Below are 15,523 nucleotides of genomic sequence, written 5' to 3' on the forward strand. Positions count from 1 at the left end.
TCATGTAGATAGCCCATTTTTAGAGGGTTTATCCGTTAGTGATAGGCAAATTTTTCTCCTTTTTTAGCGTGAAAATTCAATTGACAATTCACGTAAATCACCGCAAATATTTGTCACCGGCACCTAAAACAAGAGAGACAGACCATGCCGCCCGAACCTGCCTTTGCCCCTCTGTATGGCCAGTGCTTGCCTTCCACGAGCCCAGCCAACGCCCCCCACAAGCATCAGTACAAAAAACGCGCCTGAGACGGAGAATGTCCATGGATTCGCTTTGCCTGCGTGCCGCGCCTGTGTCGGCGCTCGCCTCTGGCCCTGCTTTCGAGGCCTTGCTTGACGGTGTTCGTGATCGTGCTCGCCTCGGTGAGTTCGACCGCCAGCGCTACATATCCCGCGATGTGATTGACGCGTTCAAGGCCCATGGCGTGTACCGCGCCTTGGTGCCTAAGCGCTTTGGTGGGCTTGAGTGCTCGCCGGGGGCCTTCTGTGAAATGATCGAACGCATCTCCCATGCAGACGGCTCCGCCGGCTGGGTGGCCAGCTTCGGCATGAGCCCCGTGTACCTGGCGGCGCTGCCGCTGGAGACCATCGCCGAGATCTACGGCAACAGCCCCGACACGGTGTTTGCCGGAGGCATCTTCCCGCCACAACCGGCCGAGATCGTGCCTGGAGGCTTCAAGGTCAACGGCCGCTGGAAGTACTCCAGCGGGTCCATGGGCGCGGACATCGTGGGTGTCGGGATTGCCCCGCGCAATGGCGACAAGCTCGACCTGCCGCGCCTGGCCGTGATGCCGCGCCAGCAGGCGCGCATCGAAGAAACCTGGGACACCGTCGGCCTGCTCGGCACCGGCAGCCACGACCTGGTGGTCGAGGACGTGGTGGTGGGCGAGCAGTGGACCTTCGTGCGCGGCGGCAAGCCCAACCTGGACGAGCCGTTCTTCCGTTACCCATCGCTGTCGTTCGCCACCCAGGTGCTCTCGGTGGTCGGGCTGGGCATCGCCCGAGCTGCATTGGACGAACTGTCAGGCATGGCCAGTGGGCGCATCTCGGTGACCGGCGCCCCGGCACTGGCCGACCGGCCGCTGGCCCAGGTCGATGTGGCCAAGGCCGAGGCGGCGCTGCGCTCGGCGCGCGCGTTCTTCTACGAGTCCATCGAACGTGCCTGGGAGCACGTACTGGCGGGCGACCCAGTACCGGTCGACGTCACCAACCTGTTGCGCCTGTCCTCCACCCATGCCGCCCGCGTGGCCGCTGAAGTGGCGCGCAGTGCGCAGATGCTCTCGGGCATGACCGGCATCTACAACGAAAGCCCGCTGGCCCGCTGCGTCAACGATGCGCAGGTGGTGACCCAGCACGCCTTCATGGGCGACGTCACGTACCAGAACGCCGGTGCGATGTTCTTCGGTAAACAGCCCCTTCCGGGCTACCTGTAACTTTCGGGAATTTTGTCATGAGCGATAAGAAAGCGTTGCGTGTGCTGTTCTGCATGGGCATCAACCAGAACTTCTTCGATGCCCCCCGTGAGGAGCAGCTCCAGGTATGGGCCGCCTTCAGCGCGATGTGGAATGGCATTCACGACCTGACCGGGGTGAACGTGCTGGGCAACATGGACGATGACCAAGGCATGGTCGGCCCGTCCGACGGCTTCCCCTGGACCACCTACCTGCTGGCCGACGTACCGGACATCGAGACCGTGCACGCCGCCTGCAACCTGTTCCGCACCACGGCCGTGGGCGAGGGGCCGTACAAGCTGTGGCGCTACGCCAAGGTCGAGGCCCGTGTCGGCCGCGAACTGATCATCCAGCGCGCCTGAGTAGAGGACGATACCGTGAGCAACCTGATCCCCGCCGTCAACCTGACGGTCGACCCGGCCGAGCTGGTCCAGCCCGACCGTGTCCACACCTCCCTCTACACCGACCCCGCTCTGTTCGACGCCGAACTGCAGAAGATCTTCCACAGCACCTGGATCTGGGTCGCCCACGAGAGCGAAGTCCCCGAGCCCGGTAGCTACAAGACCACCTTCATCGGCAAGCAGCCGGTGATCGTCGTGCGTGACCGCAAAAAGGCCATCAACGTGCTGCTCAACCGCTGCCGCCACCGCGGCGCCACGGTCTGCGAGCACAAGAAGGGCAAGACCAACAGCTTCGTCTGCCCCTACCACGGCTGGGGCTACGCCCTCGACGGCTCGCTGCGCGGCATTCCCCACCCGGAAAGCTACGGCGACTGCCTGGACAAGGCCGAGCTGCCACTGGTCAGCCTGCGCGTCGAGAGCTACGCCGGCATGGTCTTCGCCACCTTCAAGGACGACATCGAACCGCTCGAAGACTTCCTTGGCGCCGCGAAGAAGTGGATGGACCTGTTCATGAAGCAAGGCGCCGGCTACGGCATCAAGGTCCCCGGCGAGCACCGCTTCCGCTTCCCCGGCAACTGGAAGATCCAGCTGGAAAACACCACCGACGCCTACCATTTCCCGTTGGTGCACAAAAGCTTCCTGTCCTCGGTCGACGAGCAGACCCTGGAGCTGTTCGACTTCGTCAAAGGCCCCGGCTACGTCGAAGACCTCGGCAACGGCCACAGCGTGATGGTGATGATCCCCGAGCTGGTCGACCTGGAAGCCGACCTCGACAAGCCGATCCCTGAGCGCTTCGAATCCCTCGCCGCCGAACTGCGCGACGAAGGCATCGACGAGCAGCAAGTGCGCCGCATCGTCCGCGCCGTTGGTGGCTCGGGCTTCAACCTCAACCTGTTCCCCAACGTCGCCTGCTCGATGGCGTTTTTCCGCGTGCTGCAGCCGATCTCGGTGACCGAGACCGAAATCCACCACTCGGTGATCACCATGGACGGCGGCCCAGCCGCAGCCAACCGCTACCGCCTGCGCCTGCACGAGCACTTCCAGGGCCCGATGGGCTTCGGTACCCCGGACGATTCCGAGGCCTGGGAGCGGGTACAGAAAGGCGCCCGTGCCGGTGAAGACCTGTGGATCATGCTCAACCGCGGCCTGCCGGGCGAGAAGCCCAGCGCAGACGGGCTGGTGTCCGACGTGAGTGCCGAAACCGGTATGCGTGCGGCGTACCAGCAGTGGAAAAAGATGATGTCGGCGTGAGCGTGGAGAACCCTATGAACCTGCAATTGCTGCAAGAAGTCACCGCCTTCATCTGGCAGGAAGGCGACATGCTCGACCACGGCGAGTACGACACCTGGCTCGGCCAATGGACCGAAAAAGGCACGTACATCATCCCCATCGACCCGCGCGAGAGTGACTACGGAAACACCCTCAACTACGCCTACGACGACCACCACATGCGCGGCCTGCGCGTGCAGCGGTTGATCGGCGGCGAGTCGATTTCCACCAGCCCGCAGCCGCGCACCGTACGCACGATTTCGCGCTTCCGGGTGCTGGGCGACGACGGCGTCAACGTCACCGTGCGTTGCGCACAGAACGTGCGCGAGTTTCGCAAAGAGAGCCTCAAGCACTACAGCGCCGACCTGACCTACACCCTGGTGCGGGCGCAAGGCAGCTTCAAGATCCACCGCAAGGTGATCAGCCTGATCAACAGTGACGATACCCTCGCCGGTATCGGCTACATCCTGTGAGGAACCGACCATGAACCAAGTCGCATTGGTAACCGGCGCCGGCCAGGGCTTGGGCCAGCGCTTCTGCGCGCAGTTGCTTGCCGCAGGCTTTGACGTGGTGGTCTCGGACCGAGACCTGGCACTCGCTCAGGCCAGCGCCGAACAACTGCAGCAAGCCCAGCAAGGGCAGGGCGGCCGTACCCTGGCGGTGAAGCTCGATGTCGCCAGCAAGGCCGATTTCGAGCAGGCGCTGGCCCAGGTGCTGGAGCACTTTGGCGCCCTGCACGTGGTGGTCAACAACGCTGCGGTGACCAAGACCACGCCGCTGATGCAGATCAGCCCGGAAGAGTTCGACGCCGTGGTTGGCTTGAACCTGCGCAGCGTGTTCCTCGGTTGCCAGGTGTTCGGCGCGTACCTGGCCGAGGCCGGTTACGGGCGGATCATCAACATGGCCTCGCTGGCCGGGCAGAACGGCGGCACCGCGACCGGCGCGCACTACGCGGCGAGCAAGGGCGCGATCGTCACCCTGACCAAGATCTTCGCCAAGGAGTTCGCTGCCCGTGGCGTCACGGTCAACGCCATCGCCCCCGGCCCGATCGATTCGCCGGCGGTGCATGCCGCAGTGCCTGCCGAGCGCCTGCCAGGGCTGCTGGCGAACATCCCGGTACAGCGCCTGGGGGACGCCGGTTTTCTGGGCGACCTGATCGTGCAACTGGCGCGGCCCGAAGCCTACTTCACCACCGGGGCGACCTGGGACGTGAACGGCGGCCTGTTCATGCGTTGATTTTTTTTGCGGGGCGCTGCGCGCCTCCTGTCGTTACACGGGACACCGGCCATGAATGAACAATTGTTGAACGTAGTCGTGCGCAAGCGCGAGATCCAAGGGGCCGACGTGGTCGTCCTCGACCTGGGGCGCGTTGATGGCGCGGCGTTGCCGGCCTTCGAGGCGGGCGCGCATGTCGATATCCACGTCGCGCCCGGCGTGGTGCGCCAGTATTCGCTGTGCAGTGACCCGGCCGATGCTTCGGTGTATCGCCTGGGCGTGCTGAAAGACCCCGCTTCACGCGGCGGCTCGGTGGGCGTGCACGAGACCTTGCTGGAAGGGCGCGAGCTGCAGATCAGCGCGCCGCGCAACCTGTTCCCACTGGCGCCGCAGGCCAGCCGTTCGATCCTGCTGGGCGGTGGTATCGGCATCACGCCGATGATCGCCATGGCCCACGCCCTGCACCAGCAGGGCGCGGATTTCGAACTGCATTATTGCGGGCGCTCGCGCAGCCGCAGTGCGTTTCTCGAGGCGCTGGCGGCGGCGCCGTTCGCCGCGCGGGTGGTCACTCACTTCGATGATGAAGACCCGGCACAGCGGCTGAACCTGGAGGCGGTGCTGGGCGCTGCCAGCCAGGGCACCCACCTGTACACCTGCGGCCCGTCCGGTTTCATGGACTGGGTGATCGAAGGCGCGCGTCGGCAGGGTTATGCCAAAGACCACATCCACAAGGAGTACTTCCAGGTCGAGGTCGACGCCAGTGGCCAAGGTTTTGAAGTGGTGGCGGCGCGCAGCAACAAGACCGTGCAGGTGGCCGAGGGGCAGACCATCCTCGAAGCGCTTGCCCAGGTTGGCATCAAGATCGACATTTCCTGCGAGCAGGGTGTCTGCGGGACATGCATGTGCGAAGTGCTCGAAGGCGAGCCAGACCACCGCGATGTGTACCTGACCGATGAAGAGAAAGCCGCGAACGACCAGATCCTGGTGTGCTGCTCGCGGGCCAAGTCCAACAAGCTGGTACTGGATATCTGAGGAGCATGACCATGGTAGATGTAAGCCAGTTTCGCAATGCAATGGCGCTGCTCGGCGGCGCCGTCTCGGTCATCACCACCGATGGCCCCGCAGGCCGTTTCGGTTTTACCGCGTCGGCGGTGTGCAGCGTGACCGACGCGCCGCCCACCTTGTTGGTGTGCATGAACCGCGCCTCGTATTCGAATGAGCAATTCAAGGCCAACGGCGCGCTGTGTGTGAACGTGCTGGCCGGTACCCATCAGGAGTTGTCGGGGGCGTTTGCCAACCGCAACCTGAGCACGGAAGAGCGCTTTGCGACCACGCACTGGACCGTGCTGGAGAGCGGCGCGCCGGTGATGCAGGAGGCGCTGGTCAACTTCGACTGCCGCATTGCCCAGGTGCATGAGGTGGGTTCGCACAGCATTTTCTACTGCGAAATCCAGGACATCCGCCATGGCGGGGCGGACGATGGGCTGGTGTATTTCAACCGCGCCTATCACCGAGTATGCGAGGCCTCGAAGGCGTGCTGAGCAGCTTGCGCTGACCCTGTGTAGGAGCAGCCTTGTGCTGCGAAGAGGCCGCTGAAAGTACCTAAGATGTGTGCTGCTTGCGCTGGCCTCTTCGCAGCACAAGGCTGCTCCTACACAGGGCGAATTGGGCGTTATGGTGTTTCGAGGTTATGGAATACCACTTCCAGCATCCGGTTCAGCCGCTGCACCTGCGCTTCGGTCAGCCCCTTGAAACTGCGCTGGAACAGTTCCCGCGTCACGTCCTGCATGCGCTCGATGTTCTGCAGGCCAACTTCGGTGATCCGCACCTGGGTCACGCGCCCATCCTCCGGGCTTGGCGCGGTATCGACCAGCCCGTCGTCCTTCATGCGGTAGACGATCTTGGTGATGGTCGACAGCTTGGCGATGGCGTGGGTGGAGATCTCGGAAATGCTCGATTCACCGTTCTCGTTGAGGATCCACAGCACGCGCCAGCGCGGCACGTCGAGGTCGATCTTCTTGAGCAGACGTTCCATGTTCTGGGTGTAGCGGCCATGCACGCGCGCCAGCCAGTAGAAGGGGAAATCTTCCTTGCGAAATTCATCGCTGGCCGGGTCGTGGTGGCTGTGGCCTGTGTTTTTCGAGTTGCTCATCGATTCACTACTTGTGCGGAAATAGTCGCGACATCATAGACGTTTCCGCGCATTTGGCTACCGTAAAGCGAGCGCATAATACTGGAATGTTCAGTTGACATTTCAAGTAATCGGCACGCATTTTATCGGCTGGGCCCAGGCCCGGCATCCATTCTTGAAGAGGGCTGCACAACAATGACAATCATAGTAGAAACCCTTGACCTGGGCGGCACCGGCCCCCGGGTCGTGGTCAAGGACACCATCGATGTCGCCGGCACCGCGACCCGCGCCAGCAGCCAGGCGTTAGAGGATGCGCCGCTGGCCGAGCGGCATGCCGACGTGGTCAGCCAGTTGCTGGCGGCCGGTGCCCGGCTGACCGGCAAGGTGAGCCTGCACGAACTGGCGTTCGGCACGACCGGCATCAACCGCTATACCGGCACGGCCGCCAACCCGCGCTTTCCTGGGCGCATACCCGGTGGCTCGTCCAGCGGCTCGGCTGCTGCGGTGGCCGCTGGCCTGGCGGATTTCAGCCTGGGCACCGACACCGGTGGCTCGGTGCGTGTCCCGGCCTGTTGCTGTGGCGTGTTCGGCCTCAAGCCGACGTTTGGCCGGGTAAGCCGTAAAGGCGTGATGCCGGCCCGCACCAGTCTCGACTGCGTTGGCCCGTTCGCCGCGAGCCTGCCGATGCTGGTACGCGCCATGAGCATGATCGACCCCAGTTTCGTCCCCGCCCAGGTACCGGCCAGGGCACGCATCGGCGTATTGCGGGTGACCGCCGAGGCCGCCATCCACAAGGTGGTGCACGGGGCCCTGAGCGCCAGTGGCTTGCCGTTGGGCAATGTCGAACTCAAACACTTTGGCGCCGCCTATGACGCCGGCATGGTCGTGATCAACCGCGAGACATTCGAAGGCTGTGGCCACCTTCTGCAAACCGGCAAGGTCGGCAGCGATATCGCCGGGCGCCTGGCGGCAGCGGGGCAGACCACTGACACGGCGCTGGCCGAGGCAGAGGAGGTGCGTCGACGCTTTACTGAAGAAGTCGACCAGGCCCTGGCCAACTTCGATGTCCTGGCCCTGCCGACCATGCCGGACTTCCCACTGCGCCTGGAGGACGCCGCCGATACCCGCGCGGTGCTGGGCATGACCTCGCTGGTGCGGCCGTTCAACCTGTCGGGGCACCCGGCATTGAGCATTCCGCTGGGCAGCGAGGCCGGTTTGCCGGTCGGCCTGCAACTGGTGGCGGCCAAAGGCGCCGACGAGAAATTGCTGGCAGTGGCCGAGCGCTTGCTGCTGAACCTGTACGCCGGCAACGATCATTGAGGCCACGATTGCGATGACCGATATCCTCGAACTCCAGGCCCGCCTGCGCAGCTTTGAACACCAGCAGGCCATCCGCGTCTGCATCAACCGCTACATGGCGTTGTGCGACCAACTGGACGCGCAATCCCCGCTCGATGAACTGGCGCAGCTGTTTTGCCGTGATGCGGTATGGGAGGGCAAGGGCGCCAAGTACGCCGAGAGCTTTGGCGGCTACCGCGGGCGCGAAGCGATCCGGGCGATGTTCGCCACCTACATGAAGACCCCGGCGCACTTCGCTTTGAATGTGCACTTTCTAACCAGTGAGGTTATCGAGGTGGCCGGCGAGGAAGGGCTGGGGCGCTGGGTGATGTTGCAGACCAGTACCTTTGCCGACGGTGCTTCGCACCTCAATGCTGCCCGGTTGACGGTGCGCTTTGCGCTGGAAGAGGGCCAGTGGCGCATGGCGCATTTCCAGACCGAGAACCTGTTCAGTCGACCAGTGACGGCGTGGAACAGCGACGCGCCCTTGCCGGTGCCAGAACGGTAGTCACGGATGCTGGGGCTGCAAAGCAGCCCCAGTGCCTGCAGCTCAGAAGGTACTGACGAACACCACCTGGCCATACAGGTTGTCGTGATTGTTGCCCAACTGCGCCCCCCCTTGCTCCACGCTGCGATCCGGCTGATACAACCCCACCAGCGGCACGATCATCAGGTGATCATTGAGGGTCCACTCGGCATAGATATCCAGCTCGCGTCCGTCCACATTGCCCAGGCTGCGATCGATGGTGTCGAAATGGAACCCCATCACCCCAAGGTTCAACGTGGGCGTCGGGCTGACCGTCAGGCCGACCTTCTGCACCCGCGCATTGCTGTTGAACGGCCCGGCATAGTTACCGGCCACCTCACCCTGGAACCAGGTACCCAACCCGCGCCCGAGGCCATAGAACAGCGTGTCGTACTGCTCGGAAAAGCGGCTGTAGCGGTAGCTCAGGTTCGGCTGCCAGGGCAGGTCGGCGAAGGTCCAGCCGGCTTCCAGGTACCAGGCGTCCTCGGTGGCGGTATGGGGCTTGTCCTGTTTGGCGTATTCCCCGGACAGAAACAGGTTTTCTACCCCGGCATTGCCCTGGCCACGCAGGCTGTAAGTCTTCATGCCATCGCGTTCCAGTTGCAGCGGGGAGGCGTACTGCTCGTCGACATGGGTAGTGCCGATATAGGTCAGGCCGACGGTGCCGGCGTCCGCCACGTGCTCAAGGGTGGCCACGTGCAGTTCGGTGTTGGCCTGGGCGCGGTTGTCTGACTGCAGCCACATCAGGTCGCCGCGCCAACCACTGCTGCCGCCCAGGCGCAGCACGGCGGTCTTGTCGAAGCTCTTGCGCGCTGCGAGGTAGTACGCGCCGCCCCGGTTGAACTGCCCATCGGCAAGGCCATGGCCGACGTTCAGCGAGTCACCCTGAAGCAGAAACCCATCGCCCACGGCGACCATCTGTTTGCCGAACGACAGGTCGATACCGTCCTCGCCCAGCATCGGCACCAGGTTGCCGGACTTCCAGCCCACGTAGGCATCCTCGATCTTGCTGGTGCGTTCGCTGCCATCGCTGAAGCCGGCAGCATCACCGTCGCCCCAAGTCGCCGAGCTGAGCATGGCGAAGGCGCCATACAGCGAACCGACGCTGCCCAGGGCCTGGTCGGCGCTCAAGCCATACTTGATGTAGCCTTCCCGCCACGAGGTGGAGCCGGGTTGGTCGCGGGCGATGGCGTAGCTGCGTTCGCTGTGGAATGCACCGAACACGGCTTCCACATTGGCGTTCAGATGGCGTTCGGCATCGCTGTACAGCTCGTGCGCGGACGCACTCAGCGAAGCCCCGGCCAGGAGTGCGGCCAAGGTTAGGCGGAACGGGCGGTGGTGCATGGTCTGGCTTCCTTTGTCATGGTTTTGGCAGAAGTTCCGAAGACGTGCCAATGATCATGAAGCAAGCCCAGCCCCGGGCTTTTGCCCTGGCTGCCAGTTGATTTTGGCGGTGTGCCAAGCTGATTGGGCGGGCATTAAAAACGCAGAAGGCCCCATTGCGGGGCCTTCGTGGGCAAACGTGGTTACTTGAGGCCGGCGAGGAAACACGTCACCGACTGGCGTTCGCCAGCGTCCGGCAACCCTGCGTAAGGCATGTAGGTGCCGGGTACTGCCGCCTGTGGCTGGGCAATGAAGGCGCCGATGCTTTGCGCCGTCCAGGCCGCCTGGCGGGTTTTCATAGCCTGAGAGTAATTGGCCCCTGGCACGGTACCGGGGGTACGGCCCACCACGTCGTGCAGGTTGGGGCCCATCATCACCGGGCCATCCTTTTGCGCCGAATGGCACGCCGCGCAGTCACGCGCGAACACCTGTTCGCCCTGTTGGCGCTGCGGGGCCGCGCAGTCTTCGGCCAGGGCCAGCGGGCTGGCCAGCGCGGCGAGCAGGAAGGGCATTACGAACTTGCTGGATACGACGGTCGACATCACGCACGGTTCCTGGGTTGGGCAGCGTGGGGCTGCTTCTTGTTGGTGTTCTGCTTGATTGTGTGCGAGTACAGGCGGACGGGTTTTGTTGTGCCTGCCAGGGTGTTTGCTGGGCTTGTCAGTTGGCGTGACGCTTGCGGTACTCGCCTGGGGTCATGCCAAACCGGCCTTTGAATGCGGTGCTGAAGTAACTCGAATCGGAAAACCCCCAGGCATACCCCAGCGACGACACCTTCTGATCCATCGACGGGTTGCGCAGGCTTTCGGCGCAGAAGTCGAGGCGGCGGTTGCGGATGTACTGGGCGATGACCAGGTCGTGCTTGGCGAAGATGCGGTACAGGCTGCGCATGGAGATGCCTACTTCGCGGGCAATGAACTCAGGTGTCAGGCTTTCACAGGTGATGCGCTGGTCAATCAGTGCCAGGGCCTTGCGGAACATGCGCTCGTGGCTGCCGGGCACCGAGTCCTGGGTGATGGCGGGGCGCAGCAAGGCGATCAGCGCCTCCAGTACCGCCTGGCTTTCGTTGTTGGCCATGTGCTGGGTGCGGCCGGCTTCGAGCATCATCTGGCGGGCCATGCTGGCCAATGGGGTTTGCGCTTCGATGCGTTTGGCGCAGGCCACGTTGACGCCGCGGGTACTGCTCTGGACCTGAGTGCGCGGCAAAATCAGCGACAACTGGCGCGAGCGCTGGTGAAAGTGCATGTCCAACGGGGCACTGGCGTCGATCAGGGTCAGGTCGCCGGGCCGCAGTTCGATGCGTGCATCCTGGTGCTCGATATGCGAGGTGCCGGCCATCTGCAAGACGGCGTAGTAGTTGTCGGCACCGCTGGCGCGTATTTCCCGCGGTCCGCGGAACAGGTTGACGTGGGTCATGTCGACGATGCTCATGGAGATCTGGCCTACCTGGCACTTTTCGAGCTGGCCGACGAAGCCTGCGTCGAGCTTGCGGGCGTTGAAGTGGCCGCAGGCATCGTTGACCTGGCTGAGCCAGGCCTGGAAGTGATCGTCGGTAACACGGGTTGCTGGTGTCATGGGAGGCCTCGCGTGGTAAGACGTGGAACGGTTCGCTTGGGCGAACTCTTGGAGGGGTGCCTTAAAGCATTACAATTCACTTGAATTTTCAAGCAAAAAACGGGCCTGAGAGGTGGGGGTGTAGTAGGTGATGTTTGTTAGTGCATTGTTTTAATTGGGATTAATTTTATTTTTGATGAGTGTGTTGGCAGTGGTGGTGGAGTGATTAGTGCGCTGGAATGCGCTGGGATGTAGCCAATTGATACAGGTTTGTTTCCAGATGTTGCACTTTGGCAGGTTGGGTGAGGGCTGAGGGCGACGAGGTGCCTGCCTCAGGTTGTGAGGTGGGGCGTAGATCGAGCGCCGCCCGCGCGGCGCTTCGCAGCACAAGGCTGCTCCTACATCTGTTTCGGGCCAGTCATTCCTGTTCCAGGGGCGCGCGGCCCCTTAGCGCCCACCTCAATACCGAGGTGGACCAACAAGGCGGTCGCGCGCAAATATCACAGGCCGCACTGGCCCGAAACAGATGTAGGAGCAGCCTTGTGCTGCGAAGCGCCGCGCGGGCGGCGCTCGATCTCACAGGCGCCGAAAATCCAGCGACGAACACCCCCACCCCCACCCCCAAACCCAACCCCAACCCCCACCCGACAACAAAAAAAAAGCCCGCTGACAGGGCGGGCTGAAGGCACAACGCTTGCGTGATTCAGTGGCCAAGCCCATCGCTGATGGCAATGCCCTTGGCCTGCATCGCTTCGATCAACCCGGCGCGCACATGCGGCAGGTTGAGCATGCTGTTCTGACGTACCCGATGCACTTCCTCGCCGCTGTACGGCGGCCATTGCTCGGGTGAACTGTTGCCGGCCATCCCATCCCGCGCCAGCAGCCAATTAAGCAAATCGGCAATCTGCTGATCATTAAGCGCCGACTGGGAAATCCCCGGCACCCGCACCAAAAACTCGCGCCCACCCGGCACCCGCAGGAAGTTGCCGACAAACCCCTGCATGCGCGGCGTGTCGTTGGCCGCTGAGCCTTCGCCGTGGTCGCGGTGGCAGCCGGCGCATTGCAACTGATAATTCACCGGCACCGAGTAGCCGGCCTGGGCAATCGGCACCGGTGGCACCTCGTTGCCCGGCGCCGGGCGCTGGTTGGGGTTGGGCAGGGTCCTGGCCTGGGCGACAGGCGCCAGCAGGCACAGGATCAACACCGCGGTCAGGGCCTTCACGGCGCTAGACCGCCACACCGCGGATGATGGTAACGGTGCAGTTGTAGATCTTCGACTCAGCCCCCAGGCACCAGTTGATGTCGTTGTTGTTGAACGGGCGATACAAGGGTTGTTCATCGTCGTTGCGCGAGCAGGCGCACTGGCCGCACGCGTGCTTACCGCAGCAGTCGTTGTACGAGATGATGTAGTTCTTGCCATCGGCCGGGTTGCGGCAGGTGCCGATCCAGGTCACCAGCGAGGCATCGGTGCCGGGCGGGCAGGAGGTAATCGAACCGCCGCAGCACGAGCACAGGAAACCGTCGATCGAGCAGTTGCGCCAGTAGTCACAGCTGGTCGGGTCGCCTGGGTCGCCCATTTTCGGCTGCTCGGCGGCCAGCGCCTTGGCGGTGCGGTCGATCGGCAGCAGCACCGGCAGGGCAGCGCCGGCGACGATCAGCGAGCCCAGGCGCGCCAGCACCTTGCGCCGTGAGGTGGTGTCGGCGACATGACGGCTGGAGCGTTCAAACAGTTTGTCGAGAAAACTCATGGTGTGCTCCGCGATCAGTGTTGCGCGCTGTGTGGGTGGGCATGGTCATGGTCGTGAGCATGGCCGTGCGCGTGGTTGCCGTGCAGGTACTGCTGCAGGCTGGCACTGCCCAGGTGCACGGTCTCGAACAGGCTGTCGAGGTGCTCGCGGGAGTTGACCAGGCCCTTGGCGCGCAAGGTGCCGGCCTGGTCGATCAACACGGCGTACGGCAGCTTGCCGATCTGGTAGGTCATGCCGATCTCGGGGCCGACCACGTAGGTGGCTTGCTGCAAGTCGTTGGCGTCGATCAGCGCCTGCTGTTCGGCAAAATCACCGTCGCTGACATAGATCACGTCCAGCTCGCCGCTGTTGTCCTTGGCAATCGACTTGATCGCTGGCAGCAGCGATTTGCACACCGGGCAGCCGGGCGCGAGGAAGAACAACAGTTGCGAGCGTTCGCCGCGGTAGCCGATGTTTACTGGGCGGCCATGGCGGTCGGCGGCGGTGACCTGTGGGGCGGGGTCGTTGACCGTCACGCCTTTGTCTACCATCAGCGCACCGGCAGGCGCGATGCGTCCATGCAGCACGCCGATCTGGCGTACCAGCGCCATGACCGTGAACGCCACCGCGATCAGCAGCAGCCAGAGCAGAATGTTCGATGCGATAAGCAGTTGCATGGGTTATCTCCCAGTCAATTTGGCAAGACGCGGCTGGTTGGCCAGCAGGCCATCCACCGCCACATGAATCAGCAGCGCCACGGCACTGGCCGCAATCACCACGAAAATATCCAGGGCACCGAGTGCACGCTCGGCCATGGGCAGCGCCGCCAGGCCGGCCAACAGGGCGATCACCAGGTTGCGCAGCAACAGCACTGGGCGCAGTGGCTGGGCAGCGCCGGGGCCTGAACAGCCGCAGTCGATGTCGCGGCGGCCACGCCACAGGTTGATGCCGATGGCGCTGGCATACAGCGCCATCAACAGCACCACCGCCAACGCCGCGCTGGCTCGCCCACCGGGTAGCAGCAAGGCCAGCGCCAGGGCCAGTTCGGCCAGCGCAAGGCTTGCCGTGGCTACGGATACCAAGGGCGCTGGCAGCAGTTGGTAGGCGCGCACGATGGCGCTGAACGCGCGCAGGTCACGTAGCTTGTGGCTGGCGGCACTGGCCAGCAGCGTCGCCAAAGCGGTACTGCTGGCAATCACGAGAACAGGGTCGAGCATGGTCGGGTCTCCTGTTTACCAAGGGGCCAAGGTGAGCACGGGCGTGTCGGCGATCTGGTCCATGGCACCGCTGTGCTTGCCGGTGGCCAGGTCGAAGAACTGCACGCCGCCTTCCAGGTCGGTGGCCACCAGGATGGGCGCCTTGTCATGGCTGGCCTGCAGGCTCCAGACCGGCTTGGGCGAGTCGAGCGTGCCGAGCTTCTTGCCCGTCTTCAGGTCGAACGCCCAGATGGTGGTGCTCGGGTCTTCCCATTTGCCATCGGTGTGCTGGTCATGCATCAGCGCATACAGCCGGTTCAGGCCTGGCGCCAAGGCCAGGGCTTGCCAGCCACCCGGCGCCCAGCCTTGCTTGCGTTCCTCGTCGCTGACCAGCGACCAGGTGGGCTGCGGCTTGGCCTTGCCCCCTTCGAAACTCACCGGGTACACCTCGCCATGGGTGGTGGTGAAATAGTAGGTGTCGCCGTTGGCGATGGCGCGCTCGTTGAGGCGGACCTTGTTCGGGTCGAAGAACGGCGTCTGGGTGCGCGAGACTTCCTTGCCGTCATCATCCAGTGTCACCACCAGCAGTTGGCCGTCACCGCACAGTGACGCGAAGCTGCGTTTGCCGACTGGGTAGTTGAGTACGCAGCCGCTGATGGCGACTTCGCTGGCGACCGTGTGCGTCTGAGTATTGACCACGGTCACCGATGTCGACGGCGTCAGGTTGAAGACATACGCCAGCTTGCTGTCGGCGCTGACGCCCATCGCGTACTTCTCGGTGAGCGTGGAGGCGCGCTTGGCGGGCAGTACCACTTCCCATTGCGGGCGCAGGGTCTGGGTGTCCCAGGCCACCAGCACGTCGGTGCGTTCGCCGTAGGTACCACGCGAGTAGAACAGGTTGGCCGAGTACAGGGTGCGGTTGTCCGGGCTCAGCGCCGTTGGGGCGACGAAGGCGTTAGTGGTCATGCCGAGCATGCGCTTGGCCTTGGGGTCGACCACCACCACCTTGCCGGCGATGGGGTTCTTGAAGTCCACATCGAGGATGTAGACACGGTGTGGGTCCGGCGGGAACGGCAGGTTGTTCTGGCCGATCTCTTCGGCGGGCAGGTCGGCCCGCACCGCGCTTGTGCTCGCAGCCAGGGCCAAGGCCAGGGCTGCCGAGATGCTAAGCCTGTCTACGCGACGCATTGGCTATCTCCGATGTTGTTATGGGTTATGCAGATATCGCAGTGATCGCAGTGTGCCGCCTGGGCCGGCGTGGTGATTTGGCCAGCGTGACATTCTCTTGAGGCTCCCTGACAAAACGCCGCTCGGGGCTGGCAGGCGGGTAGGCGG

At 63.7% G+C, this 15,523-nt stretch carries 18 protein-coding genes; 9 read left to right on the top strand and 9 right to left on the bottom strand.

The window, feature by feature from the left end; all coding sequences use genetic code 11:
- Nucleotides 1-260 precede the first annotated feature (260 nt).
- The 7 genes from iacA to LOY53_RS10555 are packed head-to-tail and all read left to right on the top strand — an operon-like array spanning nt 261 to nt 5,874.
- Nucleotides 261-1,430, top strand: coding sequence for an indole-3-acetate monooxygenase (iacA, locus tag LOY53_RS10525; RefSeq protein ID WP_085274412.1), 1,170 nt, complete (start codon nt 261-263; stop codon nt 1,428-1,430).
- A 17-nt stretch (nt 1,431-1,447) separates the two neighbouring features.
- Nucleotides 1,448-1,810 (top strand): IacB protein, encoded by a 363-nt coding sequence (locus tag LOY53_RS10530; RefSeq protein WP_186683363.1) that lies wholly within the window; start codon nt 1,448-1,450, stop codon nt 1,808-1,810.
- A gap of 15 nt (nt 1,811-1,825) precedes the next feature.
- Nucleotides 1,826-3,100: a Rieske 2Fe-2S domain-containing protein gene (locus LOY53_RS10535; RefSeq protein WP_252823662.1), complete on the top strand. Its 1,275-nt coding sequence runs from the start codon at nt 1,826-1,828 to the stop codon at nt 3,098-3,100.
- Nucleotides 3,101-3,114: 14 nt separating this feature from the next.
- Complete coding sequence (locus LOY53_RS10540; protein WP_258703982.1) at nt 3,115-3,591, top strand: aromatic-ring-hydroxylating dioxygenase subunit beta; 477 nt, start codon at nt 3,115-3,117, stop codon at nt 3,589-3,591.
- Between the two features lie 10 nt (nt 3,592-3,601).
- Nucleotides 3,602-4,354 carry an SDR family NAD(P)-dependent oxidoreductase gene (locus LOY53_RS10545; RefSeq protein ID WP_258703983.1) on the top strand — a complete coding sequence of 251 codons (753 nt, stop codon included), beginning with the start codon at nt 3,602-3,604 and terminating at the stop codon, nt 4,352-4,354.
- A 51-nt stretch (nt 4,355-4,405) separates the two neighbouring features.
- Nucleotides 4,406-5,365 carry a PDR/VanB family oxidoreductase gene (locus LOY53_RS10550; protein ID WP_258703984.1) on the top strand — a complete coding sequence of 320 codons (960 nt, stop codon included), beginning with the start codon at nt 4,406-4,408 and terminating at the stop codon, nt 5,363-5,365.
- An 11-nt stretch (nt 5,366-5,376) separates the two neighbouring features.
- Nucleotides 5,377-5,874: a flavin reductase gene (locus tag LOY53_RS10555; RefSeq protein WP_027595331.1), complete on the top strand. Its 498-nt coding sequence runs from the start codon at nt 5,377-5,379 to the stop codon at nt 5,872-5,874.
- Nucleotides 5,875-6,005: 131 nt separating this feature from the next.
- On the opposite strand, the gene LOY53_RS10560 is transcribed toward LOY53_RS10555, so the two are convergent.
- Nucleotides 6,006-6,485 (bottom strand): MarR family winged helix-turn-helix transcriptional regulator, encoded by a 480-nt coding sequence (locus tag LOY53_RS10560; protein ID WP_027595332.1) that lies wholly within the window; start codon nt 6,483-6,485, stop codon nt 6,006-6,008.
- A gap of 174 nt (nt 6,486-6,659) precedes the next feature.
- Between LOY53_RS10560 and LOY53_RS10565 the strand changes: the two genes are divergently transcribed.
- Both LOY53_RS10565 and LOY53_RS10570 read left to right on the top strand, forming a co-directional pair.
- Entirely contained in the window at nt 6,660-7,784 is a 1,125-nt protein-coding gene (locus tag LOY53_RS10565; RefSeq protein ID WP_099453750.1) for an amidase, read from the top strand.
- Between the two features lie 13 nt (nt 7,785-7,797).
- Nucleotides 7,798-8,310, top strand: a complete 513-nt coding sequence (locus LOY53_RS10570; protein ID WP_186682552.1) for a nuclear transport factor 2 family protein — start codon at nt 7,798-7,800, stop codon at nt 8,308-8,310.
- A 42-nt stretch (nt 8,311-8,352) separates the two neighbouring features.
- Here LOY53_RS10570 and LOY53_RS10575 read toward each other — a convergent pair whose 3' ends face one another.
- The 8 genes from LOY53_RS10575 to LOY53_RS10610 all read right to left on the bottom strand — a co-directional run bounded on the left by LOY53_RS10575 (nt 8,353) and on the right by LOY53_RS10610 (nt 15,376).
- Nucleotides 8,353-9,672, bottom strand: a complete 1,320-nt coding sequence (locus LOY53_RS10575) for an alginate export family protein (protein ID WP_258703985.1) — start codon at nt 9,670-9,672, stop codon at nt 8,353-8,355.
- A 182-nt stretch (nt 9,673-9,854) separates the two neighbouring features.
- Nucleotides 9,855-10,253 carry a cytochrome c family protein gene (locus tag LOY53_RS10580; protein WP_027595336.1) on the bottom strand — a complete coding sequence of 133 codons (399 nt, stop codon included), beginning with the start codon at nt 10,251-10,253 and terminating at the stop codon, nt 9,855-9,857.
- Between the two features lie 118 nt (nt 10,254-10,371).
- Nucleotides 10,372-11,286 (bottom strand): transcriptional regulator FeaR, encoded by a 915-nt coding sequence (gene feaR / locus LOY53_RS10585; RefSeq protein WP_027595337.1) that lies wholly within the window; start codon nt 11,284-11,286, stop codon nt 10,372-10,374.
- A gap of 682 nt (nt 11,287-11,968) precedes the next feature.
- Entirely contained in the window at nt 11,969-12,487 is a 519-nt protein-coding gene (locus LOY53_RS10590) for a cytochrome c (RefSeq protein WP_252823673.1), read from the bottom strand.
- 4 nt (nt 12,488-12,491) lie between these two features.
- Entirely contained in the window at nt 12,492-13,013 is a 522-nt protein-coding gene (locus LOY53_RS10595; protein WP_027595339.1) for a methylamine dehydrogenase light chain, read from the bottom strand.
- A gap of 14 nt (nt 13,014-13,027) precedes the next feature.
- Nucleotides 13,028-13,669: a methylamine dehydrogenase accessory protein MauD gene (gene mauD / locus LOY53_RS10600; RefSeq protein ID WP_252823675.1), complete on the bottom strand. Its 642-nt coding sequence runs from the start codon at nt 13,667-13,669 to the stop codon at nt 13,028-13,030.
- A 3-nt stretch (nt 13,670-13,672) separates the two neighbouring features.
- Entirely contained in the window at nt 13,673-14,209 is a 537-nt protein-coding gene (locus LOY53_RS10605; RefSeq protein WP_252823677.1) for a MauE/DoxX family redox-associated membrane protein, read from the bottom strand.
- Nucleotides 14,210-14,224: 15 nt separating this feature from the next.
- Complete coding sequence (locus tag LOY53_RS10610; protein WP_238216791.1) at nt 14,225-15,376, bottom strand: amine dehydrogenase large subunit; 1,152 nt, start codon at nt 15,374-15,376, stop codon at nt 14,225-14,227.
- Between the last annotated feature and the right edge of the window lie 147 nt (nt 15,377-15,523).

Origin of the sequence: Pseudomonas sp. B21-031 (assembly GCF_024748985.1) — a bacterium.
In the GTDB taxonomy this organism is placed as follows: domain Bacteria; phylum Pseudomonadota; class Gammaproteobacteria; order Pseudomonadales; family Pseudomonadaceae; genus Aquipseudomonas; species Aquipseudomonas kermanshahensis.

What these genes read in the sequence shown, in the direction of transcription:
- iacA (WP_085274412.1), top strand. Translation starts at nt 261, where the DNA reads ATGGATTCGCTTTGCCTGCGTGCCGCGCCTGTGTCGGCGCTCGCCTCT.
- LOY53_RS10530 (WP_186683363.1), top strand. Translation starts at nt 1,448, where the DNA reads ATGAGCGATAAGAAAGCGTTGCGTGTGCTGTTCTGCATGGGCATCAAC.
- LOY53_RS10540 (WP_258703982.1), top strand. Translation starts at nt 3,115, where the DNA reads ATGAACCTGCAATTGCTGCAAGAAGTCACCGCCTTCATCTGGCAGGAA.
- LOY53_RS10545 (WP_258703983.1), top strand. Translation starts at nt 3,602, where the DNA reads ATGAACCAAGTCGCATTGGTAACCGGCGCCGGCCAGGGCTTGGGCCAG.
- LOY53_RS10550 (WP_258703984.1), top strand. Translation starts at nt 4,406, where the DNA reads ATGAATGAACAATTGTTGAACGTAGTCGTGCGCAAGCGCGAGATCCAA.
- LOY53_RS10555 (WP_027595331.1), top strand. Translation starts at nt 5,377, where the DNA reads ATGGTAGATGTAAGCCAGTTTCGCAATGCAATGGCGCTGCTCGGCGGC.
- LOY53_RS10560 (WP_027595332.1), bottom strand. Translation starts at nt 6,485, where the DNA reads ATGAGCAACTCGAAAAACACAGGCCACAGCCACCACGACCCGGCCAGC.
- LOY53_RS10565 (WP_099453750.1), top strand. Translation starts at nt 6,660, where the DNA reads ATGACAATCATAGTAGAAACCCTTGACCTGGGCGGCACCGGCCCCCGG.
- LOY53_RS10570 (WP_186682552.1), top strand. Translation starts at nt 7,798, where the DNA reads ATGACCGATATCCTCGAACTCCAGGCCCGCCTGCGCAGCTTTGAACAC.
- LOY53_RS10575 (WP_258703985.1), bottom strand. Translation starts at nt 9,672, where the DNA reads ATGCACCACCGCCCGTTCCGCCTAACCTTGGCCGCACTCCTGGCCGGG.
- LOY53_RS10580 (WP_027595336.1), bottom strand. Translation starts at nt 10,253, where the DNA reads ATGTCGACCGTCGTATCCAGCAAGTTCGTAATGCCCTTCCTGCTCGCC.
- feaR (WP_027595337.1), bottom strand. Translation starts at nt 11,286, where the DNA reads ATGACACCAGCAACCCGTGTTACCGACGATCACTTCCAGGCCTGGCTC.
- LOY53_RS10595 (WP_027595339.1), bottom strand. Translation starts at nt 13,013, where the DNA reads ATGAGTTTTCTCGACAAACTGTTTGAACGCTCCAGCCGTCATGTCGCC.
- mauD (WP_252823675.1), bottom strand. Translation starts at nt 13,669, where the DNA reads ATGCAACTGCTTATCGCATCGAACATTCTGCTCTGGCTGCTGCTGATC.
- LOY53_RS10605 (WP_252823677.1), bottom strand. Translation starts at nt 14,209, where the DNA reads ATGCTCGACCCTGTTCTCGTGATTGCCAGCAGTACCGCTTTGGCGACG.
- LOY53_RS10610 (WP_238216791.1), bottom strand. Translation starts at nt 15,376, where the DNA reads ATGCGTCGCGTAGACAGGCTTAGCATCTCGGCAGCCCTGGCCTTGGCC.